Source organism: Massilia sp. LMS1-1-1.1, assembly GCF_040815535.1.
Classification (GTDB): domain Bacteria; phylum Pseudomonadota; class Gammaproteobacteria; order Burkholderiales; family Burkholderiaceae_D; genus Janthinobacterium; species Janthinobacterium aestuarii.
The window spans coordinates 681,558-702,049 of the sequence record NZ_JBFPNG010000012.1 but is presented as its reverse complement, the minus strand read 5'-3'; the positions used below and the strand labels follow the sequence as shown (position 1 = coordinate 702,049).

Here is a 20,492-nt window from a genome sequence, read left to right as displayed (position 1 = left end):
CGCCTAGACTGGGGCATCAACCACAGGAGAATCCCATGCAAGCCCTCGTCCTCACCAGCTTTGCCGCCCCCATGACCATCGAAAACGTTCCCGTGCCGCAGCCCGGCCCCGGGCAAGTCCTCGTGCGCATCGCTGCCAGCGGCGTCAATCCGCTCGACACGAAAATCGCCGCCGGCGCCGCCCCGCACGCCCGGCCCCGCCTGCCTGCCATCCTCGGCATCGACGTGGCCGGCACGGTGGAAGCCGTCGGCGATGGCGTGACGACTTTTCACGTTGGCGCAACAGTGTATGGCATGGCGGGCGGCATCGGCGGCATCCAGGGCTCGCTGGCCGAGTACGGCGTCTTTGACGCCGCGCTGCTGGCGCCCGTGCTGCTTGGGCTGAGCATGCGCGAAGCAGCCGCCCTGCCCCTCGTCTTCATCACGGCCTGGGAAGGATTGGTCGATCGTGCCCACGTGAAGGTGGGCGACAGTGTGCTCGTGCATGGTGGCGCGGGCGGCGTGGGCCACATGGCCGTGCAGCTCGCCGTGGCCCTTGGCGCCACGGTTTTTGCCACGGGCAGCGCGGCCAGCCGCGACGCCATCGAGGCGCTGGGCGCCCGTTTCATCGATTACCGGACCAGCACGGTGGACGATTACGTGGCCGAACATACGGGCGGCGCCGGCTTCGACATCGTCTACGACACGGTGGGCGGCGCCACCCTGGACGCCAGCTTCCAGGCGGCACGCCTCTATGGCGGTCACGTCGTCAGCTGCCTGGGCTGGGGCACGTTCGCGCTGAGCCCGCTGACGGCGCGCGCGGCGACGTACTCGGGCGTGTTCACCCTGCTGCCCCTGTTGAGCGGTGAGCATCATGCGCACCATGGCGCCATCCTGCGCGAAGCCAACAAGCTGATCGAGGCGGGCAAGCTGCAAGTGCGGCTCGATCCACGCCGTTTTACCTTGCGCACGGCGCACGATGCACATGCGGCGCAAACGGATGGCAGCGCGCGCGGCAAGCTCGTGGTGAAGGTGCGGGATTGAACGCGGGCTTGTTACTTGCAAGCGGAAACGTTAATATGCAAGAATAAACTTGCATATTAACGGAGCTCTTGATGCGTGAAAATCTGGAAAAACTGCTGGCGCAGGGACGCGACAACGCCCTGCTGCGCTTTGGCCTGGGAGATGCCTGCCTGAAAGACCATGACGCCGAGCAAGCAGCCCTGCACCTGGCGCAAGCCACCGTGCAGCAGCCCGGATATTCCGCCGCCTGGAAACTGCTGGGCAAGGCCTTGCACCAGCTGGGCCGGCTGGACGAAGCGCAGGCCGCCTGGACCACCGGCGTGACGGTGGCCCAGCAGCAAGGCGACCTGCAAGCCGTCAAGGAAATGACGGTGTTTCTGAAACGCCTGCACAAACAGCGGCAGGCGGCGGAGTAAAAAACTTAATGCGTGTGCGCCGCGCCTTTGGCTTCGGCTGGTAACGCCTCGCCCCGTTCTTTCGCCAGGCGCTTGGCCAGCAAACCGCCCGCTTCGGCCGCATAGGCGCGGCAGGCGCTGGCGTCGATCAGGGGATTGTCCGAGCCGCTGCGCCTGGCGGCCTTGCCCAGCACGTCCGTCGTGCCCGGATGCACGGGGATGATGATGTCGCATGGCAAGGCCGCCACCTTGGCGATGCTCGCTTCGAACGAGGCCGAAATATCGGGCGTGCCGCCTTTGCCCGCGCCTTTGCCCGCATAGCGGAAATCGCCGCTCGCATATGGGTTCAGGCTATCCGCATACACGACGTCCAGGCAGCGCTGGCCTTCGCATGACGTCCACGTCCACGTCGTGCCGCCGGGGGTGTGGCCCGGCGTCATGTGGGCCGTCAGGGTCAACGGTCCAACCTTGACGGTATCGCCCTCACCCACCAGGCTGACCTTGCTTACCTTGGCGACATGCACGACGGGATCGGCCTGGTACTGCGGATCGTCCTTGCCGTTGGTGCCGCTTTGCAATACGGGAGCGGCCGCTGCGCTGGCCATCACGGTGGCGCCGCTGGCACGCTGCAGCGCGGCAATGCCGCCCGCATGGTCCCAATGGGCATGCGAATTGAGGATGTATTTCACGTCCTCGATACGAAAGCCCAGCGCCTTGATGTTTGCGATGATCAACGGCGCCGATTGCGGCAGCGCGCCGTCGAGCAGGATATGGCCCTGCGGACTCGTCACCAGCACGGCGGACAGGCCGGCCGTGCCCACATACCAGGTATTGCCAAAGACATTGAACGGCTTGACGGGCGCGTTCCATTCCTTGCAATTATCGCAATTAACCGGTTTATCCTGCACAGTCGCTGGCGTCTTCGCCTGCACCGTACCAGCCGCCATGGCCGCAACCGTAGCCAGCATCAACTTCGCCAATAATGTCATCTTCATCTCCAGAGTGTAAAAAGAAAGGCGCCCGCACTGGCGCGCCCGGGGGGGGTATCAATGCATGCGGCCGGTCCTGTCGGCCAGGGTGTCGCGGATGTGTCCCGCGTCGAGCGAGCGCCGCTGCGCACCGTCGGCGTCCAGCAGCACGACGGTGACGTGCTTGCCGCCGCTGCGCATGCGCATGCTCAGGCAGCTGCCCGCCTCGCTGCTGCTGCCCGTCTTCGACAGCACAATGTCCCAGCCCTTGCCACCGACCAGCGGGTTGGTGTTGTGCAAGGTGCGAACCTTGCCATTGACGGCCACGCTCGCTTGCGGGTGGCTGGTGATGCGCGCGATGTCCGGATAGCGTGCGGCGGCCGCGACGATCTTCGCCACCTCGCTGGCCGTGGACTTATTCGCGGGCGAACTGCCGACGGGGTCCAGCAAGGTGGTATGGCGCAAGCCCAGGCTGCGGATCTTCGCTTGCAAGGCGTCATTAAAAGCCGCGCTGCCGCCAGGATAAGTGCGCGCCAGCGCGGCGGCGGCGCGGTTTTCGGACGGCAGCAGCGCCAGTTGCAACAGCGCGCCGCGCGACACGGCAACGCCATCGGCCAGCAGGCTGCGGCGTTGCAAGGACGCACCACCATCAGCGCGCACGATGCGCACCTGCTCATCCCTATCTTGCCCCGCGTCGAGCACCACCATGGCCGTCATCAGCTTGGTGATCGAGGCGATGGGCACGACGGCGTCCGCGTCTTTCGCCATCAATACCTTGCCGCTGGCGTCATCAAACACCAGCATGTGTTTGGCGCTGACGGGCAAGTCCAGCATGCCGGCGGCGGCTTCGGCCAGGGTCGCCCCGCTGACTTCGGGCTTGCCCTGCGTCTGCAGCAGCAAGGTGGCGCAGGCCAGCAGCAAGGCGGGCACGGCCATCTTCCAGCTGCCGGTATCAAGGCCGGGCGCCATCAAGCGTTCTATGCGCGTGAGCAACGCCCCGCCCCGGGCCGACATCAGCAAGCCTTCATGCTGCGGCGCGGCAGTGCGCAAGGACAGCGCATGCAGCGCCGTGGCCAGCCGCTGCGGATCCTGCAGTGCTTGCGCAGCCAGGGCGTCGGCCACCTGTTCGCGCTCGGCCCGCATGCGCGCCGACAGCCACCACACGACGGGGTGAAAGAACAGCAGCGCCTCGGCCACGCTTTGCAGCAAGTTGACCAGGTAATCCCAGCGCCGCACGTGGGCCAGTTCATGCGCCAGCAGCGCTTCGAGCAAGGCGACGGGCATGCCGCTCAGCAAGGCGGCCGGCAGCAGGATGACGGGGCGCCAGAAGCCTACGGTGACGGGGCTGGACAAGCCCGCATGCAGCTTCAGCGGCGGCAGCCGGTGCAAGCCCATGCGCTGCGCCAGCGCATCGAGGCGCGCCTGCCAGACGGCCGGGGCGGCTACGGCCTGGCGGCGCAGCTTGCCGACCCAGGCCAGGCCCAGGCACAGGCGCAAGCTCATCAAGCCAACGCCGGCGCTCCAGGCCAGCACCAGGGCCGGCATCCACGCTTGCAGCGCGGCGCGCCAGGCGGGCGGCGCGGCCACCGGCAGCTGGGCCAGTGATGTGCCCGACAGCAGAGACAACAGGTGGAGCGAGGGAATACACAGGCACAGCAGCAGCGCCAGCGCGCACACGGCATAGCGCCAGCGGGCGCTGGCGTGACGCAGCAGCCAGAGCAGGACGGCGGACACGGCGCCGACGATCACGCCCTGCCAGACAAAATACAGCAAGACCCAGCCCAGCGCAGGGACAAGCTTGCCCAACTCAATGCCCAAGCCCATGTCCAGGCTCATGGCGCGCCGCCGTCCTTGCTGCGCAGGATTTTTTCGATTTCCAGGCGTTCCGCGTCGCTCACGTGCTCGCGCAGCGCCGTCAGCACGAGCGCCTTGCCGGAACCGGAAAACACCTTGCCGATCAAGTCCTTGAGCAAGCTGGTCTGCAACTTTTCCTGCGCTTCGACGGCCGCATACAGTTGCGGACGCTGGCTTTCATCGCGGCTCAGCAAGCCCTTGCCATGCATCAGTTGCAACTGGCGCAGCACGGTGGCGTAACTGGCGTCGGCACGCTCGGCGGCCAGGGCGTCATACACGGCGCGGGCGTCGGACGGACCGCGCTGCCACAGGATGCGCAGCAGGTCCAGTTCGGCGGCAGTGGGATGGGGAGTGGAGGTATTTTTTAACATGCAGCCAGAATACCGATTCTAGAACTCTATGTCTAGAACTTTTTTTCTAGTTCGTGAAAAAACTAAAATTCGCGCAAGCGGTCGAACAGCTCCAGCAAGGCCGCCTCATCGACGAGCGCCGCCCCCTGCCCGCCCAATTGCTGCCGCAGCTGCGCCAGCAGTTCCGCCAGCACCGCGTAGATTTCCTCGCGCTCAACCGTTTCGATGATGCTGGCCCGCCGCTCGATCTTGTTGAATGCATCGACATAGGCGGCGACCATCGCCTCCAGCGCGGTGGCGGCCACCGTCACGTCCATGGCGGCATCGATGCCGCGCGTCACGGCCAGCATGTTCTTGTAGGCCAGCGCCGCCTTTTTTGCATACGCAGGAGAGATATGTTCGCGGCCATCCCAGTCGCGAAACGGGTTGAGCAGGTTGTCCGCCAGCCATTCCGGCTTGCGCGCCTTGGTCACCGACAAGTCCAGTCCCAGCGCCGCCGCCCTCTTGTAGCCGGTCTTGATGGCCTTGGCCACATCGGCCGGCAAGCTGGTCAGCCACAAGGCCGACAGCTGCGGCAATTGCGTGGCCGATGGAAACTCCTCCGCTGTGTAACCGAACAGGTCATAGGCGGTGAACATCTGCAGCTGGCTCAGCTGCGCCAGGCTGGCTATCTGCGACGCCAGCCCCGGCTTGCCCCAGATGCGCAAGGCCGTCAGATGGGGAAAGCGCTGCGCCACTTGCGCCAGGTCGACTTCCTTCATGCTGACCAGCGACAGGCCGCCCAGCTGGCCGAGACCGTGGAATGGCGCCAGCGTCTGCGTGCACTGCAGTGTCAGATGGCGGCCATCGGCGCCATCGTCGATGCGTAGCGCCGGCGATGGCGCGCCGCGCAACGCGAGCAGGCTCAAGCCTTTGTTCAAGACCAGGCTGGTAACGCCATCGGGCTGCAGGATCAGCCGGTTCAAGCCACTGCCGCTGAAATCGAGCGCATGCACCGTCGATGACTGCCAGTGCAGCTCATTGATGAAGGGGTTGCCTTGGATAAACTCCATCAAGGCTTGCGAGCCATCGGCGGTCTCGATCGACATCAGGCAAGGCAGTTGCTCCAGCTCGGACATGTCGTCCAGCGCCTGCAAGATGCTGTCATCGATTTTCGTCGCGTCCTGCCGCAAGACCTGGCCGCCGATCGTCACTTCACGCTCGTCCGATGCAGCCTTGAATTGCTGGCGCCGCAACGGGTCGATGCGCTCCCAGTTGCGCTGGCGCAGCACGCTGTCGCCCACGTTCCAGCCGCTGCGGTAGCTGTTGACTTCCACATCGACCAGCGGCGCGATATTGCCCACGAGGGTATGGCCAGGCGGCACGTTTGCCGTGGCATAGCAGTGGTCGTGGCGATTATTCCAGAAGAAATAATCGCACAGCAGCGGCCGCATGGCTTGCACGGCCGACGCATCGGGCAAGGCGTCGCCGGTCCAGTCCAGCTCCAGCACGGCAGCTACGGGCCGAGACGAGGACGCATCCTTGATGCGAGTGACCTGGCAAGCCACATACTGCTGCAGCTCGGACGAAAACACACTGTAAACATCGCCAACATTCGGTAGCACGCAACTTCCTTTCAAAACACCTGACGGTCGAATGTTGAAAGATAGCAAATATGACAGCGCAGCGTCGTCCTGTTCAGTCCGCGTGCAGCTTGTGGTGCATGCGGCGCAGGCCCAGCCAGACGGCGGCCGCCACGAACGGCACCAGGGCGCCGACGAGGATTTCCGGATTCACGGGCAGTCCCATCACCTTGGCCGCCTTGCCCGTATAGCTGAACAGGCCGATCACGTAATAGGAAATGGCGGCAACCGACAGGCCTTCCACGGCTTGCTGCAAGCGCAGCTGCTGCGCGGCGCGCGCGTTCATCGATTGCAGGATTTGCCGGTTCTGCAATTCCTGCACGATGCCCACGCGCGTGCGCAGCAAGTCATTCGTGTTGGCAATGCGCTGCGCCATCGCTTCCTGGCGGCTGGCCATCGCTTCGCACGTGTTCATCGCCGGTGTCAGGCGGCGGTCCATGAATTCCTCGACCGTCGGGATGCCTTCGATACGCACTTCGCGCAACTCGTCGATGCGCGCCTTGACGAGGCCCATGTAGGCTTTCGACGCGGAAAAACGGTAGCTATTATCGAGTGACAGCTTTTCAATGCGGGCGGCGAGGCGCGTGATGCGGTCGAGCAAGCCTTGCTCGGAGACACCGTCGTCCGTCTTGGCCAGGCCCGGTGCGTCGTCCGTGTCGACCATGGCGGCGGCCAGGGTGGCCAGCTCATTTTCGATGGCGTTCAGCGATGGCGCGGCCTGCATGGCGTAGGGCAAGCCCAGCAAGGCCATCATGCGGTAGGTTTCGATTTCCAGCACGCGCTGCACCAAACGGCCCGACTGCTGCGAGCGCATGCCCGCGTCGCGGATGACGAAACGGCTGAAGCCGTCCGACTGGATCGTGAAATCCGTCCACAATTCGCCGCCCTGCAGCACTTTGCTGCCGGCCAGGGTATTGCCCTCGAACACGCGCGACAAGCCCTGCATGAAGATCTCGGCCGGCTCTGTCGCCTGCTCCAGCACCACGTGGGCCGCCACCATCAGCTTGCCCTTCAAGCCCACCAGCCACTGCTGCGGCAATTGCTCCAGGGGCATGCGCTCGAACGCCTGTTCCAGGGGCAAGGCGGCACCAGGATGCTCGGCAAAGGTAAACGTGGCAAATTCCGTGTGGCATTCCCATTTCAGGCGGAAGCGGCCAAAGTCGTAATAGAAGTACTTGGCTTCGGCAGCGGGCGGCGTGACGCCAAAATGCGTGCACAGGGCCGCCAGGGTGGCGTGCTGAGCCGCCATATTCGACGCACCGGGCGCCGCGCTGTCATCTTTATACACGGCCAGATGGGTGATCAGCTCGGGGGCGTCGAGCTGCAAAAACGGCCGCGAGTGGATTTCCGCAGCCAGCGGCACGCGCAAGGCGTGGTTCAAACTGGAGTTAATCAAGTGCATGATAGCCAAAGGTAAAGTTGCAAAACTGCTTAGACCCACGCGGGTGCTGCGCTGCCGCAGCAGGAGTCTGATTGTCACAGTGTAACAAAGCAGGAAGCATGCCTACCTTTTCAAACCCCGATCATGCCGCTTTGGCAACCCCAGTCGCACCGTGCGCCGCGTTCTGGCGCGTGCCCAGCCACCAGAAAAACGCGGCCAGCGCCACGGCCGAGGCTTGCCCCAGCGCCAGCTTGAATGCGCTGTCGAACAGCAATGGTGCGACAAAACCGGACACCAGCGCAAACACCAGCATTTGCACGAAGTTTTGCAAGGAGGCGGCCAGGCCCCGCATCTGCGGAAATATGTCGAGCGTCGACATGGTCATGCCCGGCAAGGCCAGCGACATGCCGAACGCGTACAGCATCACGGGCACGACGGCGAACGGGATGCTGGCCGCGAACCAGTGGTTGTAAGCAATATTGAGCGCGCCCGTGGCCGCCATGGCCAGCAAGCCCCAGCGCACCAGCACGGTGCTTTTCACCGCGTGGGCCAGCTTGCCCGACAGCGCCGAGCCGCCCACCAGGCCCGCCACCATGGGGATGAACATCCAGCCGAACGCCGTTTCCGGCAGGCGCAGCAGTTCCAAAATAAAATGCGGTGCCGACGCGATGTACAGGGCGAAGCCGCCAAAGGCGAAGGCGACGGCCAGCGAACGCAAGAGGAAAGCCCGGTGGCGCAAGGCCAGCCAGTAATTGCGCGCGATGTTGCCCGGATGAAAAGGCTGGCGCTGTTCGACGGCCAAACTTTCCGGCAAGCCTTTCAGGCAGGCCAGCAACAGCAGCACCGTGACGGAAAAGGTGAACACGAACGTCGATTGCCAGCCGTAGGCCACATGCAGCCAGCCGCCGATGATGGGGGCGATGGCGGGCGCGATGCCGAACACCATCATGATATTGGCCAGCATCTTTTGCGCGGCAGCGCCCGACAGGCTGTCGCGCACGATGGCTTGGCCGATCACCCTGCCCGCCCCCGCCGAGGCGCCCTGCATGCCGCGGAAGAACAGCAGCCAGCCAAAGCTGGGCGCGAACGCGGCGCCGATGGAGCCGGCCGCAAAGATCAGCAGGGAAGCGAGGATCACGGGACGGCGGCCAAACGAGTCGGACAAGGTGCCGTAGAACAAGGTCATGAAGGCATAGGCGGCCAGGTAGACGCTCAGGGTCTGCTGCACCAGGACGCTGCTGACGTCGAAATGCGTGCCGATCGCGGGGAACGATGGCAAGAAGGTATCGGTGGCGAACGGGCCCAGCATGGCCAGCCCGGCCAGCACGAGGGTCAGGTTTCTCGTCTTCATGCGTCCGCCTGCGCAGCATATTGGCGGCACAAGCCGTCGAGGGCCGCCAGCGAAAACGCGGCGACATGCCGCGCGATGCTGGCGGTGCCCGCCTCGTAATAGGTGATCTCGGGCGCCACCAGCTCATGCACGATGCGCGAACGGGCATAGAACACGGCCTGGCCGATCACGCTGAACACGCATTTCTGCACCACGTCGTCCGGCAAGGCCTCCCCCACCACGCCACGGATCAAGCCAGTAAACAGCGCATGATGCGCGCGCACATCGCGTTCGGCCAGCAGGTGGATGGCGGCCGTCGGCTCGATCAGTTCGCGCGCCACCAGGCGGCTGAACAGCGAAGCCGCGCCCGGGCGCAGCATGTCGCATACCATCGCTTCTATCGCCAGGCGCAACTGCTCCACGGGCGTCACGGCCACCGCTGGGCCCGCATCCGGCGCGGCAGCGGCCGAGGCACGCGCCAGCGCGCGCGCATGGTCGAAGGCGGCCAGATACAGCTCTTCCTTGCCATGAAAGTAATAATTAACCATCGCCACGTTGACGTGGGCCGCCTCGCAGATCCTGCGCACGGACGCGAGCTTGTAGCCCTCATCGGCAAACAGCTGGACGGCCGCCTGCAGGATGCGCGTGCGCGCCGGTTCGCTTTCTCTTTCATTTCCCTTGTCTTGCCTCATGCCATCCCCATCGTTTAAACATCTGTTTAATATTGTGCGAAATTATATCAAACAGTCGTTTAACTTTCAGGCGGGCGCAAAAAAGCCCGGCGAACCGGGCTTTCAAGGGGGTAGCGGAAAAGCTTAGTGCTTCATCGCCGGCATCGGAGCCGAAGTCGCGCCCAGCGGACGGGCCATGGCATGGACTTCGATGGTTTCACGGCGCTTGTCCTCGCCTTCGACGACGAGGGTCAGCGGAATCTTGTCGCCCGCCTTCACCTGCCCTTTCAGGTCCAGCAACATGACGTGGTAGCCGCCCGGCTTCAGTTCGACGGCCTTTCCGGCTGGCAAGGCGATTTCCTTGACCTGGCGCATGCGCATCATATTGTCCGCCATGCTCATTTCATGGATTTCCGCCACGCCGGCCACGGGCGAGCGCACTTCCAGCAAACGCATGGCTTTTGGCGCCGTGATCTGCATGAAGGCGCCCGTGGCTTTTTGCTGCGGCACGGTGGCGCGCACCCACGGGTCGGTGATCTGCACGGAAGTCTGGGCAGCGGCGGAGAAGGACAGCACGGCCAGGGCCGTGGCCAGCAGGGTTTTCAGATGGGTCATGATTATTTCCTCGCAATGGTTATAAGGTGTATTTCGATTTCATCAGGGTCTTGATGTCCTGCACGCACTCGTCGCCCGTCAACTGGTGCTTCAAGCCCAGGCGCATGCGCCCCTCGGTGTCGAGCACATAGCTGATGGCCGTGTGGTCCATCGTGTACGAGCTGCCGCTGGGCACGCGGCGGTAGAAGACCTTGTAATTGAAGGCCGTCTGCGCCGTCGCCTGCGGGTCCGTGCGCAATCCGAGGAAGCTGGGGTCGAAGGCGCGCATGTACTCTCCCAGCAACTCTGGTATATCGCGCTCGGGGTCGATGCTGATGAAGATCACTTGCAGCTTATCGGCGTCCGGCCCCAGCTTCTGGCGGATTTCCAGCGCGCGCGACAGGGCTGTCGGGCACACGTCCGGACATTGCGTGAAGCCAAAGAAGACCATCACATACCTGCCCTTGAAGTCGGCCAGGGTATACACCTTGCCGTCGGGGCCGCTCAATTTGAAGTCGGGCTTGTAATCGCCTCCCGTCAAGTCGAGGCCGTTGTAATGGGGTTTCGGCGCTTGTTCGCAAGCGGCAAGCGTGAGCAATCCCGCCGTGCCGGCGAGAAGGAAAAGACGACGTTTCATGGCATTCTGGCCCGAGGGGCGTAGTGGAGACAGGTAAGACGGGGAAGGCGTGACTGGTGTGTTCAGGCAGCCGAAGGCGGACCGCGGGGGCTGGCGGCCAGCCACGCGAACGGGGCTCGCGGCGCCTGGTAAAACAAGGGCGGATAGTCGTCGTGGCCCGTGATGACGGGCAGCGGCGATGAAGACGGCGGCGGCAGGCCCACGCTGCCCGCATGGCTGATGCAGAACGGGCAATGCTCGATGTGGTGCAGCACGGAACCGGTGGTGGATGTGGCGGCAGGCGCCAGATCGGCCTGCGTATAGACGGCGCCGCTGGCCGAGCAGATGTCGACGGCGGCGTTGTTCGCGTTCGCATGCTGCGAGGCAAACGCATATGACAGGGACGGCGACAGCGCATTGAGCAGTATCGCCAGGCAGGCGAACCACATGTGCCACTGTTTGCGCTTCAATAAATATCCCATGGCCCGATTATAACGGAGTCTGGCTATCCGGGCGCCTGGCCGCGCAGGAACAGGCTGGGGCGCACCCCGGCCACATCCACGCAGGCGTCGCAAAACGCGGGGATCGAGGCAAAACCGGAGCCGGCCGCCACTTGTGCCAGGTCGCGCTCGCCATCTTCGCCATCGGCGCCCGCTTGCGCCGCCGTGTGCAGCGCGTGCGCGAGGCGCTGCTCGCGCACCAGGCTGAGCAATGCCTCGCCCTCGGCAAACAGGCGCGCCCTGGCCTTGTGCGGCGTCACTTGCCACAGGGTGGCCAGGCGCGCCGCCGTCCATTTGCCTTGCGGCGTATCAAAGATATGCTGGGCAAGCGCCTGGCTCCAGCGCTTGCCGCCGCCGTGGCCGCCATCAGGCTCATCGTCTTCCAGCGCCAGGGTGAACACGGCAGGCTTGCCCCGCCCCGGCATCACGTCGCAGGCGAAGCGCAAGAAGGCGGGCACGACGAAACTGTCGCCGCTGGCCAGTTTCTTGGTGGTGATTTCATTATGCAAGGTCACAAAACCCTGGCGCACGGTGACGCGCAGCCGGAGCGGAAAGCGCAAGCCCAGCAAGTGCAAGGGATGATCGGAAACGAGGGCCATGCGTCAGGTCAATATGGTGAACGAGCCGCCAGGATGCCACACATCGCGCGGCCGGTCTGTCATCACAGCGACGCTACGCCATAACGGCGCAAGCCGTCGAGGTCGACGACGCGGATCGACTGGTAGGCAATACTGATGAGTTTCAATTCGGCCAGATGGCCCAGCGCCTGGTTCACGCGCTGGCGGGAAATGCCGGTCAGCAAGCCGATTTCTTCCTGTGACAGCTCAAGCACGCTGGAGGTGCGCGGATATAGCATGGGGTGGAACAGCTGCGCGATGGCTTGCGCCACTTGCGCATCGACGGCCAGCAGGCGCTGGTTCTGGATGGTGGCGATGAATTGCCCCATGCGTTCGTTCAGCTGGCGGATGACGAAGGCGTTAAAGGAGAGGCTCTCGGCCAGCAGCAGATGAAACAGGTCCACCGGCACGAGGAGGATGTCCGCAGCCCGCACGGCCACCACGTCGTAGCGGCGCAGTTCGCGCTTGAGCACGCTGCCCTCGCCGCACCAGCCGCCGGCCGGCACGCCGGAAAAGGTGGCGCCGCGCCCATCGGCGTTGTAGACGGCCAGCTTGATCAAGCCCGTGTGCACGCCGATCCAGTGCGCGGACGGTTCGCCGCGCCGCGTGATGACGGCGCCCGCCTCGTAATGCCGGAGCACGCTGCCGGCACGCAACAGGGTCTGATGCCGGGGATCAAGGGCCGCGAACCAGTCGTGGCTGTCGAGTTCCGGCATCGCACGTTCTACACTATCGTTGCTATCCATTCCATCCTTCAGACCTGTCACTAAGATGACAGTGATTTTCCAGCACCGGTGCTATGCTAACCGGTATCAATCCCGAAACAGGGAGCTACAAGATTCTTTTACCAGGAGACAAGCATGACAGCTGATTTCAACACCGGCCTCGGCAAAAACAGCGCCAACTACGCCGCCCTCACCCCGCTCGACTATATCGCCAGGGCAGCCGCAGTATATGGCAATCGCCTGGCAATTGCACATGGCAGCCTGCGCCAGACGTGGCGCGAGACGTATGCGCGCACGCGCCGCCTCGCCTCCGGTCTCATCAAGCTGGGCGTGGGCACGGGCGATACGGTGGCCGTGATGTTGCCGAACACGCCCGCCATGGTGGAAGCGAGCTTTGGCGTCCCCATGGCTGGCGCCGTCCTCAATGCCTTGAATATCCGCCTCGACCTGGCCTCATTGACCTTTATGCTGCGCCATGGCCAGGCGAAAGTCTTGCTGGCCGACACGGAATTTGCCGAACTGGCGCGCCAGATGGCGGCGCAGATTCCCGGCTTGCGCGTGATCCAGGTCAACGACGTGCTGGGACCTGAAGTGGAACCATTTGCAGACCTCGACTATGAAAGCTTGCTGGCCAGCGGCGACCCCGATTACGACTGGCAGCCGCCGGCGGACGAGTGGGACGCCATTGCATTGAACTACACGTCCGGCACCACGGGCGATCCGAAAGGCGTCGTCTACCACCACCGCGGCGCGGCCCTCAACGCGCTATCGAACATCCTGGAATGGGACATGCCCAAGCACGCCGTGTATCTATGGACCTTGCCGATGTTCCACTGCAATGGCTGGTGCTTCCCGTGGACGATCGCCGCGCGCGCCGGCGTGAACGTGTGCCTGCGCAAGTTCGAACCGAAACTCGTGTTCGACCTGATGCGCGAATTGCGCATCACCCACTATTGCGCCGCGCCCATCGTGCATGCGGCCCTGGCCAACGCGCCCGCCAACTGGCGCGACGGCATAGCCTGGACCGTGCGCGGCATGGTGGCCGGTGCACCGCCGCCAGCGGCCATGGTGGCAAAGATCGAAGCCATGGGCTTTGACTTAATCCACTCGTATGGCTTGACGGAGGTGTATGGCCCGGCCGCCATCTGCGCCGAGCAGGACGAGTGGGCGGCGCTGTCGCAGGAAGAGCGCGCCGTATTGAAATCGCGCCAGGGCGTGCGCTACCACTTGCAAAGCGCCGTCGCCGTGCTTGATCCGGAAACGATGGAGCCCGTGGCGGCCGATGGCGAGCAGATCGGTGAGATCATGTTCCGTGGCAATATCTGCATGAAGGGCTATCTGAAAAATGAAAAGGCGACGCAGGAAGCGTTCGCCGGTGGCTGGTTCCACACGGGCGACCTCGGCGTCATGTATCCGGACGGCTATATCAAGCTGAAGGACCGCAGCAAGGACATCATCATTTCCGGTGGCGAGAACATTTCCAGCGTGGAAGTGGAAGACGCCTTGTACCACCACCCGCAAGTGCTGGCCGCCGCCGTCATCGCTCAGCCGGACGAGAAGTGGGGCGAGACGCCGTGCGCCTTCGTCGAACTGCGCGAAGGTGGCACCGTGACGGAAGCGGAATTGATCGCCTTTTGCAAGAACAACCTGGCCGGTTTCAAGGTGCCGAAAGCCATTTATTTCGGCCCCCTGCCCCGCACGTCGACGGGCAAGATCCAGAAGTTCGAACTGCGCAAGCGCATGCAGTCGGACAAGGCCATCGACGTCTAGGCGCTTAACTGCCCTTGCCGCTCAGCCACGCCGGCTGCGCCACCACCAGGCGCGAGAAGCTGGCGATACTGGCCACGGCGGCGAACCCTGCCGCCAGGCACAGCGCATACGTCGTGCCCCGGCTGGCCGAAACGGTGAAGCAGTATGCGACCAGCGCCGCGCCCGTGGCTTGCCCGATCAGGCGCGACGTGGCCACCACGCCGCTGGCGCCGCCTGCCCGCTCGGGCGGCGCGCTGCCCATGATGGCTTTCAAATTGGGCGCCTGGAAAAAGCCGAAACCGATGCCGCACAAGGCCATGCGCCAGCCGATGTCAAAGACGCTCGGGTGCGCCGGTATCCACACGAGGGTCAGCAAGCCGCCAGCCAGCGCCGCCAGGCCGATGCCGCCCAGCACACCCGGCGAATAGCGGTCGCTCAGACGCCCGGCGACAGGCGCCATCACGGCCACCAGCACGGCCCATGGCGTCATCAGGAAGCCCGTCTCGACGGGCGAGCGGCCCAGTGTCACTTCAAAATAGAATGGCAGCGAGACGAACGCCAGCCCCTGCGCGGCAAACGTGCAGATGGCCGTCAGCGACGACAGCAGGAATAATGGACGGCGGAACAGGTCGATCGGCAGCATGGGCGCCGCATGCCCCGCCTGGCGGCGCAGCAGCAAGACAAAGAAGACCGCCACGGCCACCAGTTCCGGCAGCAAGGTCGACAGGGCCGCGTGATGGGCCGCGTCGCCAAACAACAGGATCAGCAAACCGAAGGCGCCCACGTTGTACAGCGCCGTGCGCGCATCGAGGATGTGGCCAGACAACCTGGTGGCCGGCAGCATGCGGCTGGCGAGGAAAAAACCGGCCACGCCCAGCGGCACATTGATGGCGAACAGCCACGGCCACGAGGCCGTCGCCAGGATCAGCGACGCGGCCGTGGGCCCGATGGCGAACGCGACGGCTACCACCAGCGCATTGTTGCCAAACGCGCGGCCCAGCAAATGTTTCGGATACAGGGCGCGCAGCAGCGCCGTGTTGACGCTCATCATGGCGCTGGCGCCGACGCCTTGAAACAGCCGCGCCACCACCAGCGACGGCAAGGACCAGGCCAGTGCGCAGGCGAGCGAGGCCAAGGTAAACAGGAACATGCCGGAGATAAACACGCGCCGGTAGCCGGCGATTTCGCCGAGTGCGGAGAACGGCAGCAAGGTCGCCACCATGGCCAGTTGATAGACATTCACGATCCAGACGGAGGCGGCCGGCGTCGTGTGCAGCTCGCTGGCGATGGCCGGCAAGGCCGTGTTGGCAATCGCCGTATCGAGCGAGGCCATGCCCACGCCGATGGCCAGCGCCAGCATGGCCCATAAACGGGCGCCGGGCGGCAAGCCGTCCTCGCCTACCATGACGGCTTGCGTGTGCTGCTTCTGCATAAATACACTACCTGTTCATCTTGCTGATCCGGGCAATACACTAGCATGGATGGGCGGACTCTGCCGGGCAGGCAAGGTCCATCACTTCTGACAGTCGATCACTTTAAAATCTTTCGAATAACAGATGCGCAATTCGCCCGAATGCTTTTCATAGCCGAGCCAGCGGCCTTTCAGCTGTGGGTTGTGCTGCTTCATCCACTGGAACAGCTCGTTTTTCGGCATGGTGGAGTCTGGCAGCTTCAAGGCCTGGAACAGTTCGCGTTCCTTCTCGAAATATTCCTTCGCCGTATCGAAATCGCAGGCGCCATGCTTTTCCCATTCGCCCTGCAGCAAGGCTTCGCCCGGCTGCATGCACATGTAGGGCAGAATCTCCGACGGCGCCAGTTTCGGCAAATTGCCCTTGCAGTAGCGCGGATGCATGTCCGTCTTGCGCGGCGGCGTCACGGAAATGTCTTCGCACGTGGCGGGATTGTTCGATTGCGCCCACAAGCCATGCACGATCCAGCCGAACTGGTTGCTCTCGGCGCACTGGAAGGCGGCTTTTTTCGACACGGCGCCACGGCGGCGCTGGCTGTCGCAAAAGCCTGGCGACCACGACAGCGCCAGCATGAAGTAATCGGTGGGCACGTTGGTGCTTTGCTTGTAGCACGTGTTTTTCTCGTCCGACGGCTTGACGTCGTAATCGTAGTAACTGACGTTGCGGGGAATGGCGCAGCTGGCGTCTGCCGCATGGACGGCACCAGCGGACAGGCTGAGGAAAACGGCGGCCAGCGCGGGCAGGACAGAGTGAATTTTCATCATATTCCTTCAGGATATAAAAACGCCGGCAACTGGGTGCCGGCGCGGTATCAATCAAACAAGCTGATCAGCAGACCTTGTGCATCCAGCCATGCGTATCGGCCGCCGTGCCATGCTGCAGACCCAGCAGCGCTTCGCGCAGGGCCAGGGTGACGGCGCCGTTTTCATTGTTGTTGATGGTCATTTCAAAGCCATTGGCCTTGGCCACGCCCACCGGCGTGATGACAGCGGCCGTGCCGCAGGCGAACACTTCCGTCATGCGGCCCGAGGCGATGTCGTCGCGCCATTGCTGGACGGACAATTTACGCTCTTCCGTGGCATAGCCGAGGTCTTTCGCCATTTCCAGCAGGCTGCGGCGGGTGATACCTGGCAGCAAGGTGCCCGTCAGTTCCGGCGTCACCACCGTGATCTTTTCGCCATCCTTGTAGACGAAGAACAAATTCATGCCGCCCATTTCCTCGATAAATTCCCGGTGCACGGCGTCCAGCCACACGACCTGGTCGCAGCCCTTCTCTTGCGCTTGCGACTGGGCCATCAGGCTGGCCGCGTAGTTGCCCGCGCACTTGGCTTCACCGGTGCCGCCCGGCGCGGCGCGCACGAAGTCTTCGCTGATCCACACGGTGACAGGTTTCACGCCTTTCGGGAAGTAGGCGCCGGCCGGCGAGGCGAACAGCACAAACAGGTATTCTTCCGATGGGCGCACGCCCAGGTAAGGGTCGGTGGCGATCATCAGCGGACGCATGTACAGGCTCTCGCCCGTGTTCTTCGGCACCCAGTTGCGGTCTTGCGCAATCAGCGCATCGCCCGCTTCCAGGAACAGCTCGACAGGAATGGCCGGCATGGCCAGGCGCGCGGCGCTGCGGTTGAAGCGCTCCGCGTTTTGTTCCGGGCGGAAAGTCTTGATGCTGCCGTCCGGCTGGGCAAACGCCTTGTAACCTTCGAAGATGGCCTGGCCGTAGTGCAGGGACGAAGCGGATGGGTCCAGCATCAGCGGGCCGTAAGCCTTCAGTTCGCCCTGCTGCCACTTGCCGTCACGGTAAGGAATCACCACCATGTGATCGGTGAAGATGCGGCCAAAGGCGGGATTGACCATGCGTGCGGCGCGCTCGGCGTCGGACAAGGGGTGGGCGGATGGAGTGACGACGAGATTCGGTGTGGAAGTGGTCATGGCAGCAATGGGAACTAGTGAACAGTATTCCTATTGTAGCGCCTATGGTGCCTGATCAGGCAAACGGGGATGGCCCCCGCCACGTGAGCACAGGCTGCCATCATTTGCGAATGATTCTCGTTTGCGTTAAAATGTCAGCCTTCCTTCTTCCCGCCATGCCTGACGCACTGCATGGCGGCGCTATCGAAAGCCGCCATGACCACTTCCTCCCTCCCCCAGCTGCGCGCCAGCACCGACGCCGTGTCCGCAGTGCGCCAGCCAAGCGCGGCCCCGCAACAACGGCGCTGGCACTGGACCTGGAAGCAGGTATGGTTTCAATTGCACTGGTTTATCGGCATCACGGCCGGCACGGTGCTGGTGATCATTGGCCTGAGCGGCGCCACCCTGGCCTTCAAGGATGAATTGCTCGATGTCATGAACCCCGGCGTGCGCCATGTGCCCGTGGAAACGCGGGCGCCGCTGACGCCGGCCCAGCTGAGCAACATTGCCGCTGCCGAACACGGCCAGCGCGTGGCATCGATCGCCATGTATGCGCAAGCGGGCACGGCGCCACGGCTGTTCTTCGCGCCGAAGAACGGCCAGCGGCGCGGTGTATCCATTTATGTGCATCCGTACACGGGCGCGACCCAGCCTGCGCTGGCGGGTGCGGAATTTTTCGAGTGGACGGAATCGCTGCACCGCTGGCTGCTGCTGCCGCGCGATCCGGGCCGGCAAGTGGCGGGTGCGCTGGCCCTGTGCCTGCTGGGCCTGGCATTGTCGGGCCTGTATCTGCGCTGGCCCCGCCGTCCGCTGGACTGGCGCACATGGCTGACCTTCGATCCCGCCCTGAAGGGCCGCTCCTTTTTGTGGAATTTGCACGCCGTGGCCGGCACCTGGTGCCTGGTCGTCTACGTGGCGCTGACCCTGACGGGCATTTACTGGAGCTATGACGTGGTGCGCGACAATATCGATGCCTGGGCCGGCAAGCCGCCAAGGATGGCACAGGCGCCCCTGAAAAAAAGTGGTGGCAAGGAGAAGGAGCCCGCCGCCGACATCAGCCTGGCCTGGACCAGCTTCCAGCAGCACGCCGCCGGCTGGACCCTGGCCAGCGTGCGCCTGCCCACGCGCGCCGGCGAAGCCGTGCAATTCACGTGGCTGGCCAGCGACGCGCCGCACGAGCGGGCGCGCAGCCGCATGAGCATTGCACCGGCCGACGGTACGGTCACGGAAAACGAACCGTACGGCCAGCAGGGTCTCGGTGCGCGCCTCGTCAACATCATTTATCCGCTGCACATGGGCACGTATTTCGGCTTGCCGGGCCGCATCATCGTTACCTTGGCCAGCCTGGGCCTGCCCCTGTTCGCCATCACGGGCTGGATGCTGTACCTGGGCCGCCGCAAGGCCAAGCGAGCTGTCCAGGCGCAGCGCGCCATGCTGGGCGCCGGCGCAGCGGACAAGCAAAATACCGGCTTGCCCACCCTCGTCGCCTACGCCAGCCAGTCGGGACAGGCCGAGCGCCTCGCCCTGGAAAGCGCGCGCGCCCTGCAGCAGGCCGGGGTCGCCGTCGACGTGCAGTCGCTGGACCGGTTTGACCCCGCGCAATTGCGCCAGTACGAACGGGCCCTGATCATCGCCAGCACCTTTGGCGAAGGCGAGGCGCCGGACGGCACGCGCCGCTTCGCGCGCCTGCTGCACGCAACATCGGGCACGCCGCTGGCGGGCCTGGAATTCGGCATGCTGGCCCTGGGCGACCGCCATTACAGCGCCTTCTGCGGCTTTGGCCATGCGCTGGCGCAGCAATTGCAAACGCTGGGCGCCCATCCATTATTCCCGCTGATCGAAGTGGACAAGCACGACCCCGCTGCCCTGGCCGGCTGGTCCCAAGCACTGGCCCGCTGCAGCGGCAGCGCCATCGACGCCATCGGCGTGCAGGAAGAAGCGTCGTATGCCGAGTGGCGCCTGGCGCGGCGCGTGCTGCTCAACCCGGGCAGCCTGGGTGGAGAATTGCATGAAATCACCTTGACGGGCCCGTCCGGCGCTACCTGGGAAGCGGGCGCGCTGGCCGAAATCATCGCCTGCAACGCGGATGGCAGCGAGGGCGATGCGGACCATACCCACCACGCGCCCCGCAGCTATTCGCTCGCTTCGCTGCCATCCGATGGCGAACTGCAGTTGCTGGTGCGCCAGGAGCGCCATGCGGGCATTGAGAACCAGGGATTTGGCGTCTGTTCCGGCTGGCTCACGCGCTTCGCCCCGCTAAGCGCCAGTATCCGCTTGCGCCTGCAAGCCAATCCCGCCTTCGCGCCCGCCCTGGTCGACGTGCCCTGCATTTATATCGGCAACGGTTCCGGCCTGGCCGGCCTGCGTGCGCATTTGCGCGCGCGCCAGCGGGCGGGGCTGGCCCGCAACTGGCTGCTGTTCGGCGAGCGCCAGCAAGCTTTTGACAGCGTCTGCGGCAAAGAGTTGCAAGACTGGCTAGACGCTGGCCACCTGGCGCGCCTGGACAGGGTCTTTTCGCGCGATGGTGAAACCCGGCAATACGTGCAGGACCGCCTGCGCGCCAACGCTGACGAGCTGCGCGAGTGGCTGGCGCAAGGCGCCATCGTCTACGTGTGCGGCAGCCTGCAAGGCATGGCGTCAGGAATCGATGCTGTACTGCAAGAAGTGCTGGGACAGGACGGCCTCGACACCCTGCTGGCGGCCGGACGCTACCGCCGCGACGTGTATTGACTTAGATCAGCC

Annotated in this window: 19 protein-coding genes; 4 read left to right on the top strand and 15 right to left on the bottom strand. The window is 64.3% G+C overall.

Annotated features, from left to right (window positions below; translation table 11 throughout):
• The first annotated feature begins 35 nt into the window (after nt 1-35).
• Together MRBLMS1_RS13180 and MRBLMS1_RS13175 are read left to right on the top strand one after the other, a co-directional pair.
• Entirely contained in the window at nt 36-1,022 is a 987-nt protein-coding gene (locus MRBLMS1_RS13180) for a zinc-dependent alcohol dehydrogenase family protein (RefSeq protein ID WP_485879681.1), read from the top strand.
• Nucleotides 1,023-1,093: 71 nt separating this feature from the next.
• Nucleotides 1,094-1,417, top strand: coding sequence for a tetratricopeptide repeat protein (locus MRBLMS1_RS13175; protein ID WP_046683746.1), 324 nt, complete (start codon nt 1,094-1,096; stop codon nt 1,415-1,417).
• A 5-nt stretch (nt 1,418-1,422) separates the two neighbouring features.
• Here MRBLMS1_RS13175 and bla read toward each other — a convergent pair whose 3' ends face one another.
• From bla to MRBLMS1_RS13115, 12 genes are all read right to left on the bottom strand, one after another.
• On the bottom strand, nt 1,423-2,385 hold the full coding sequence (gene bla / locus MRBLMS1_RS13170; protein WP_485879680.1) for a subclass B3 metallo-beta-lactamase: 963 nt from the start codon (nt 2,383-2,385) through the stop codon (nt 1,423-1,425).
• Between the two features lie 57 nt (nt 2,386-2,442).
• Nucleotides 2,443-4,200 (bottom strand): M56 family metallopeptidase, encoded by a 1,758-nt coding sequence (locus MRBLMS1_RS13165; RefSeq protein ID WP_485879679.1) that lies wholly within the window; start codon nt 4,198-4,200, stop codon nt 2,443-2,445.
• Nucleotides 4,197-4,589 (bottom strand): BlaI/MecI/CopY family transcriptional regulator, encoded by a 393-nt coding sequence (locus MRBLMS1_RS13160; RefSeq protein WP_034757543.1) that lies wholly within the window; start codon nt 4,587-4,589, stop codon nt 4,197-4,199. Before MRBLMS1_RS13160 ends, MRBLMS1_RS13165 begins: the two co-directional genes overlap by 4 nt.
• A gap of 62 nt (nt 4,590-4,651) precedes the next feature.
• A complete protein-coding gene (locus tag MRBLMS1_RS13155; RefSeq protein WP_485879678.1) occupies nt 4,652-6,172 on the bottom strand; it encodes a hypothetical protein in 1,521 nt (506 codons plus the stop codon).
• Nucleotides 6,173-6,245: 73 nt separating this feature from the next.
• Nucleotides 6,246-7,592 (bottom strand): DUF3422 family protein, encoded by a 1,347-nt coding sequence (locus MRBLMS1_RS13150; RefSeq protein ID WP_128139682.1) that lies wholly within the window; start codon nt 7,590-7,592, stop codon nt 6,246-6,248.
• A 121-nt stretch (nt 7,593-7,713) separates the two neighbouring features.
• Complete coding sequence (locus MRBLMS1_RS13145) at nt 7,714-8,922, bottom strand: multidrug effflux MFS transporter (protein WP_485879677.1); 1,209 nt, start codon at nt 8,920-8,922, stop codon at nt 7,714-7,716.
• A complete protein-coding gene (locus tag MRBLMS1_RS13140) occupies nt 8,919-9,593 on the bottom strand; it encodes a TetR/AcrR family transcriptional regulator (protein WP_485879676.1) in 675 nt (224 codons plus the stop codon). Before MRBLMS1_RS13140 ends, MRBLMS1_RS13145 begins: the two co-directional genes overlap by 4 nt.
• A 123-nt stretch (nt 9,594-9,716) precedes the next feature.
• The gene (locus MRBLMS1_RS13135) at nt 9,717-10,187 is read right to left on the bottom strand and encodes a copper chaperone PCu(A)C (protein ID WP_485879675.1); all 471 of its coding nucleotides are present in this window, start codon (nt 10,185-10,187) and stop codon (nt 9,717-9,719) included.
• Between the two features lie 19 nt (nt 10,188-10,206).
• Nucleotides 10,207-10,803: an SCO family protein gene (locus tag MRBLMS1_RS13130; protein WP_485879674.1), complete on the bottom strand. Its 597-nt coding sequence runs from the start codon at nt 10,801-10,803 to the stop codon at nt 10,207-10,209.
• Between the two features lie 62 nt (nt 10,804-10,865).
• The gene (locus MRBLMS1_RS13125; protein WP_436482020.1) at nt 10,866-11,252 is read right to left on the bottom strand and encodes a DUF2946 domain-containing protein; all 387 of its coding nucleotides are present in this window, start codon (nt 11,250-11,252) and stop codon (nt 10,866-10,868) included.
• A 35-nt stretch (nt 11,253-11,287) separates the two neighbouring features.
• Nucleotides 11,288-11,881, bottom strand: coding sequence for a helix-turn-helix domain-containing protein (locus MRBLMS1_RS13120; RefSeq protein WP_139092492.1), 594 nt, complete (start codon nt 11,879-11,881; stop codon nt 11,288-11,290).
• 62 nt (nt 11,882-11,943) lie between these two features.
• Complete coding sequence (locus MRBLMS1_RS13115; protein ID WP_485879673.1) at nt 11,944-12,645, bottom strand: Crp/Fnr family transcriptional regulator; 702 nt, start codon at nt 12,643-12,645, stop codon at nt 11,944-11,946.
• A gap of 114 nt (nt 12,646-12,759) precedes the next feature.
• Here MRBLMS1_RS13115 and MRBLMS1_RS13110 point away from each other — a divergent pair, with 114 nt between their 5' ends.
• On the top strand, nt 12,760-14,394 hold the full coding sequence (locus MRBLMS1_RS13110; RefSeq protein WP_485879672.1) for an acyl-CoA synthetase: 1,635 nt from the start codon (nt 12,760-12,762) through the stop codon (nt 14,392-14,394).
• Between the two features lie 4 nt (nt 14,395-14,398).
• Here the strand turns inward: MRBLMS1_RS13110 and MRBLMS1_RS13105 are convergent, their stop codons facing one another.
• The 3 genes from MRBLMS1_RS13105 to MRBLMS1_RS13095 form a co-directional block, all read right to left on the bottom strand.
• Nucleotides 14,399-15,805, bottom strand: a complete 1,407-nt coding sequence (locus tag MRBLMS1_RS13105; RefSeq protein ID WP_485879671.1) for an MFS transporter — start codon at nt 15,803-15,805, stop codon at nt 14,399-14,401.
• A gap of 81 nt (nt 15,806-15,886) precedes the next feature.
• Nucleotides 15,887-16,603: a ribonuclease T2 family protein gene (locus MRBLMS1_RS13100; protein ID WP_485879670.1), complete on the bottom strand. Its 717-nt coding sequence runs from the start codon at nt 16,601-16,603 to the stop codon at nt 15,887-15,889.
• Nucleotides 16,604-16,670: 67 nt separating this feature from the next.
• Nucleotides 16,671-17,771, bottom strand: a complete 1,101-nt coding sequence (locus MRBLMS1_RS13095; protein WP_139092487.1) for a branched-chain amino acid aminotransferase — start codon at nt 17,769-17,771, stop codon at nt 16,671-16,673.
• A gap of 195 nt (nt 17,772-17,966) precedes the next feature.
• Between MRBLMS1_RS13095 and MRBLMS1_RS13090 the strand changes: the two genes are divergently transcribed.
• Nucleotides 17,967-20,480: a PepSY domain-containing protein gene (locus MRBLMS1_RS13090; protein ID WP_485879669.1), complete on the top strand. Its 2,514-nt coding sequence runs from the start codon at nt 17,967-17,969 to the stop codon at nt 20,478-20,480.
• Nucleotides 20,481-20,492: the final 12 nt, after the last annotated feature.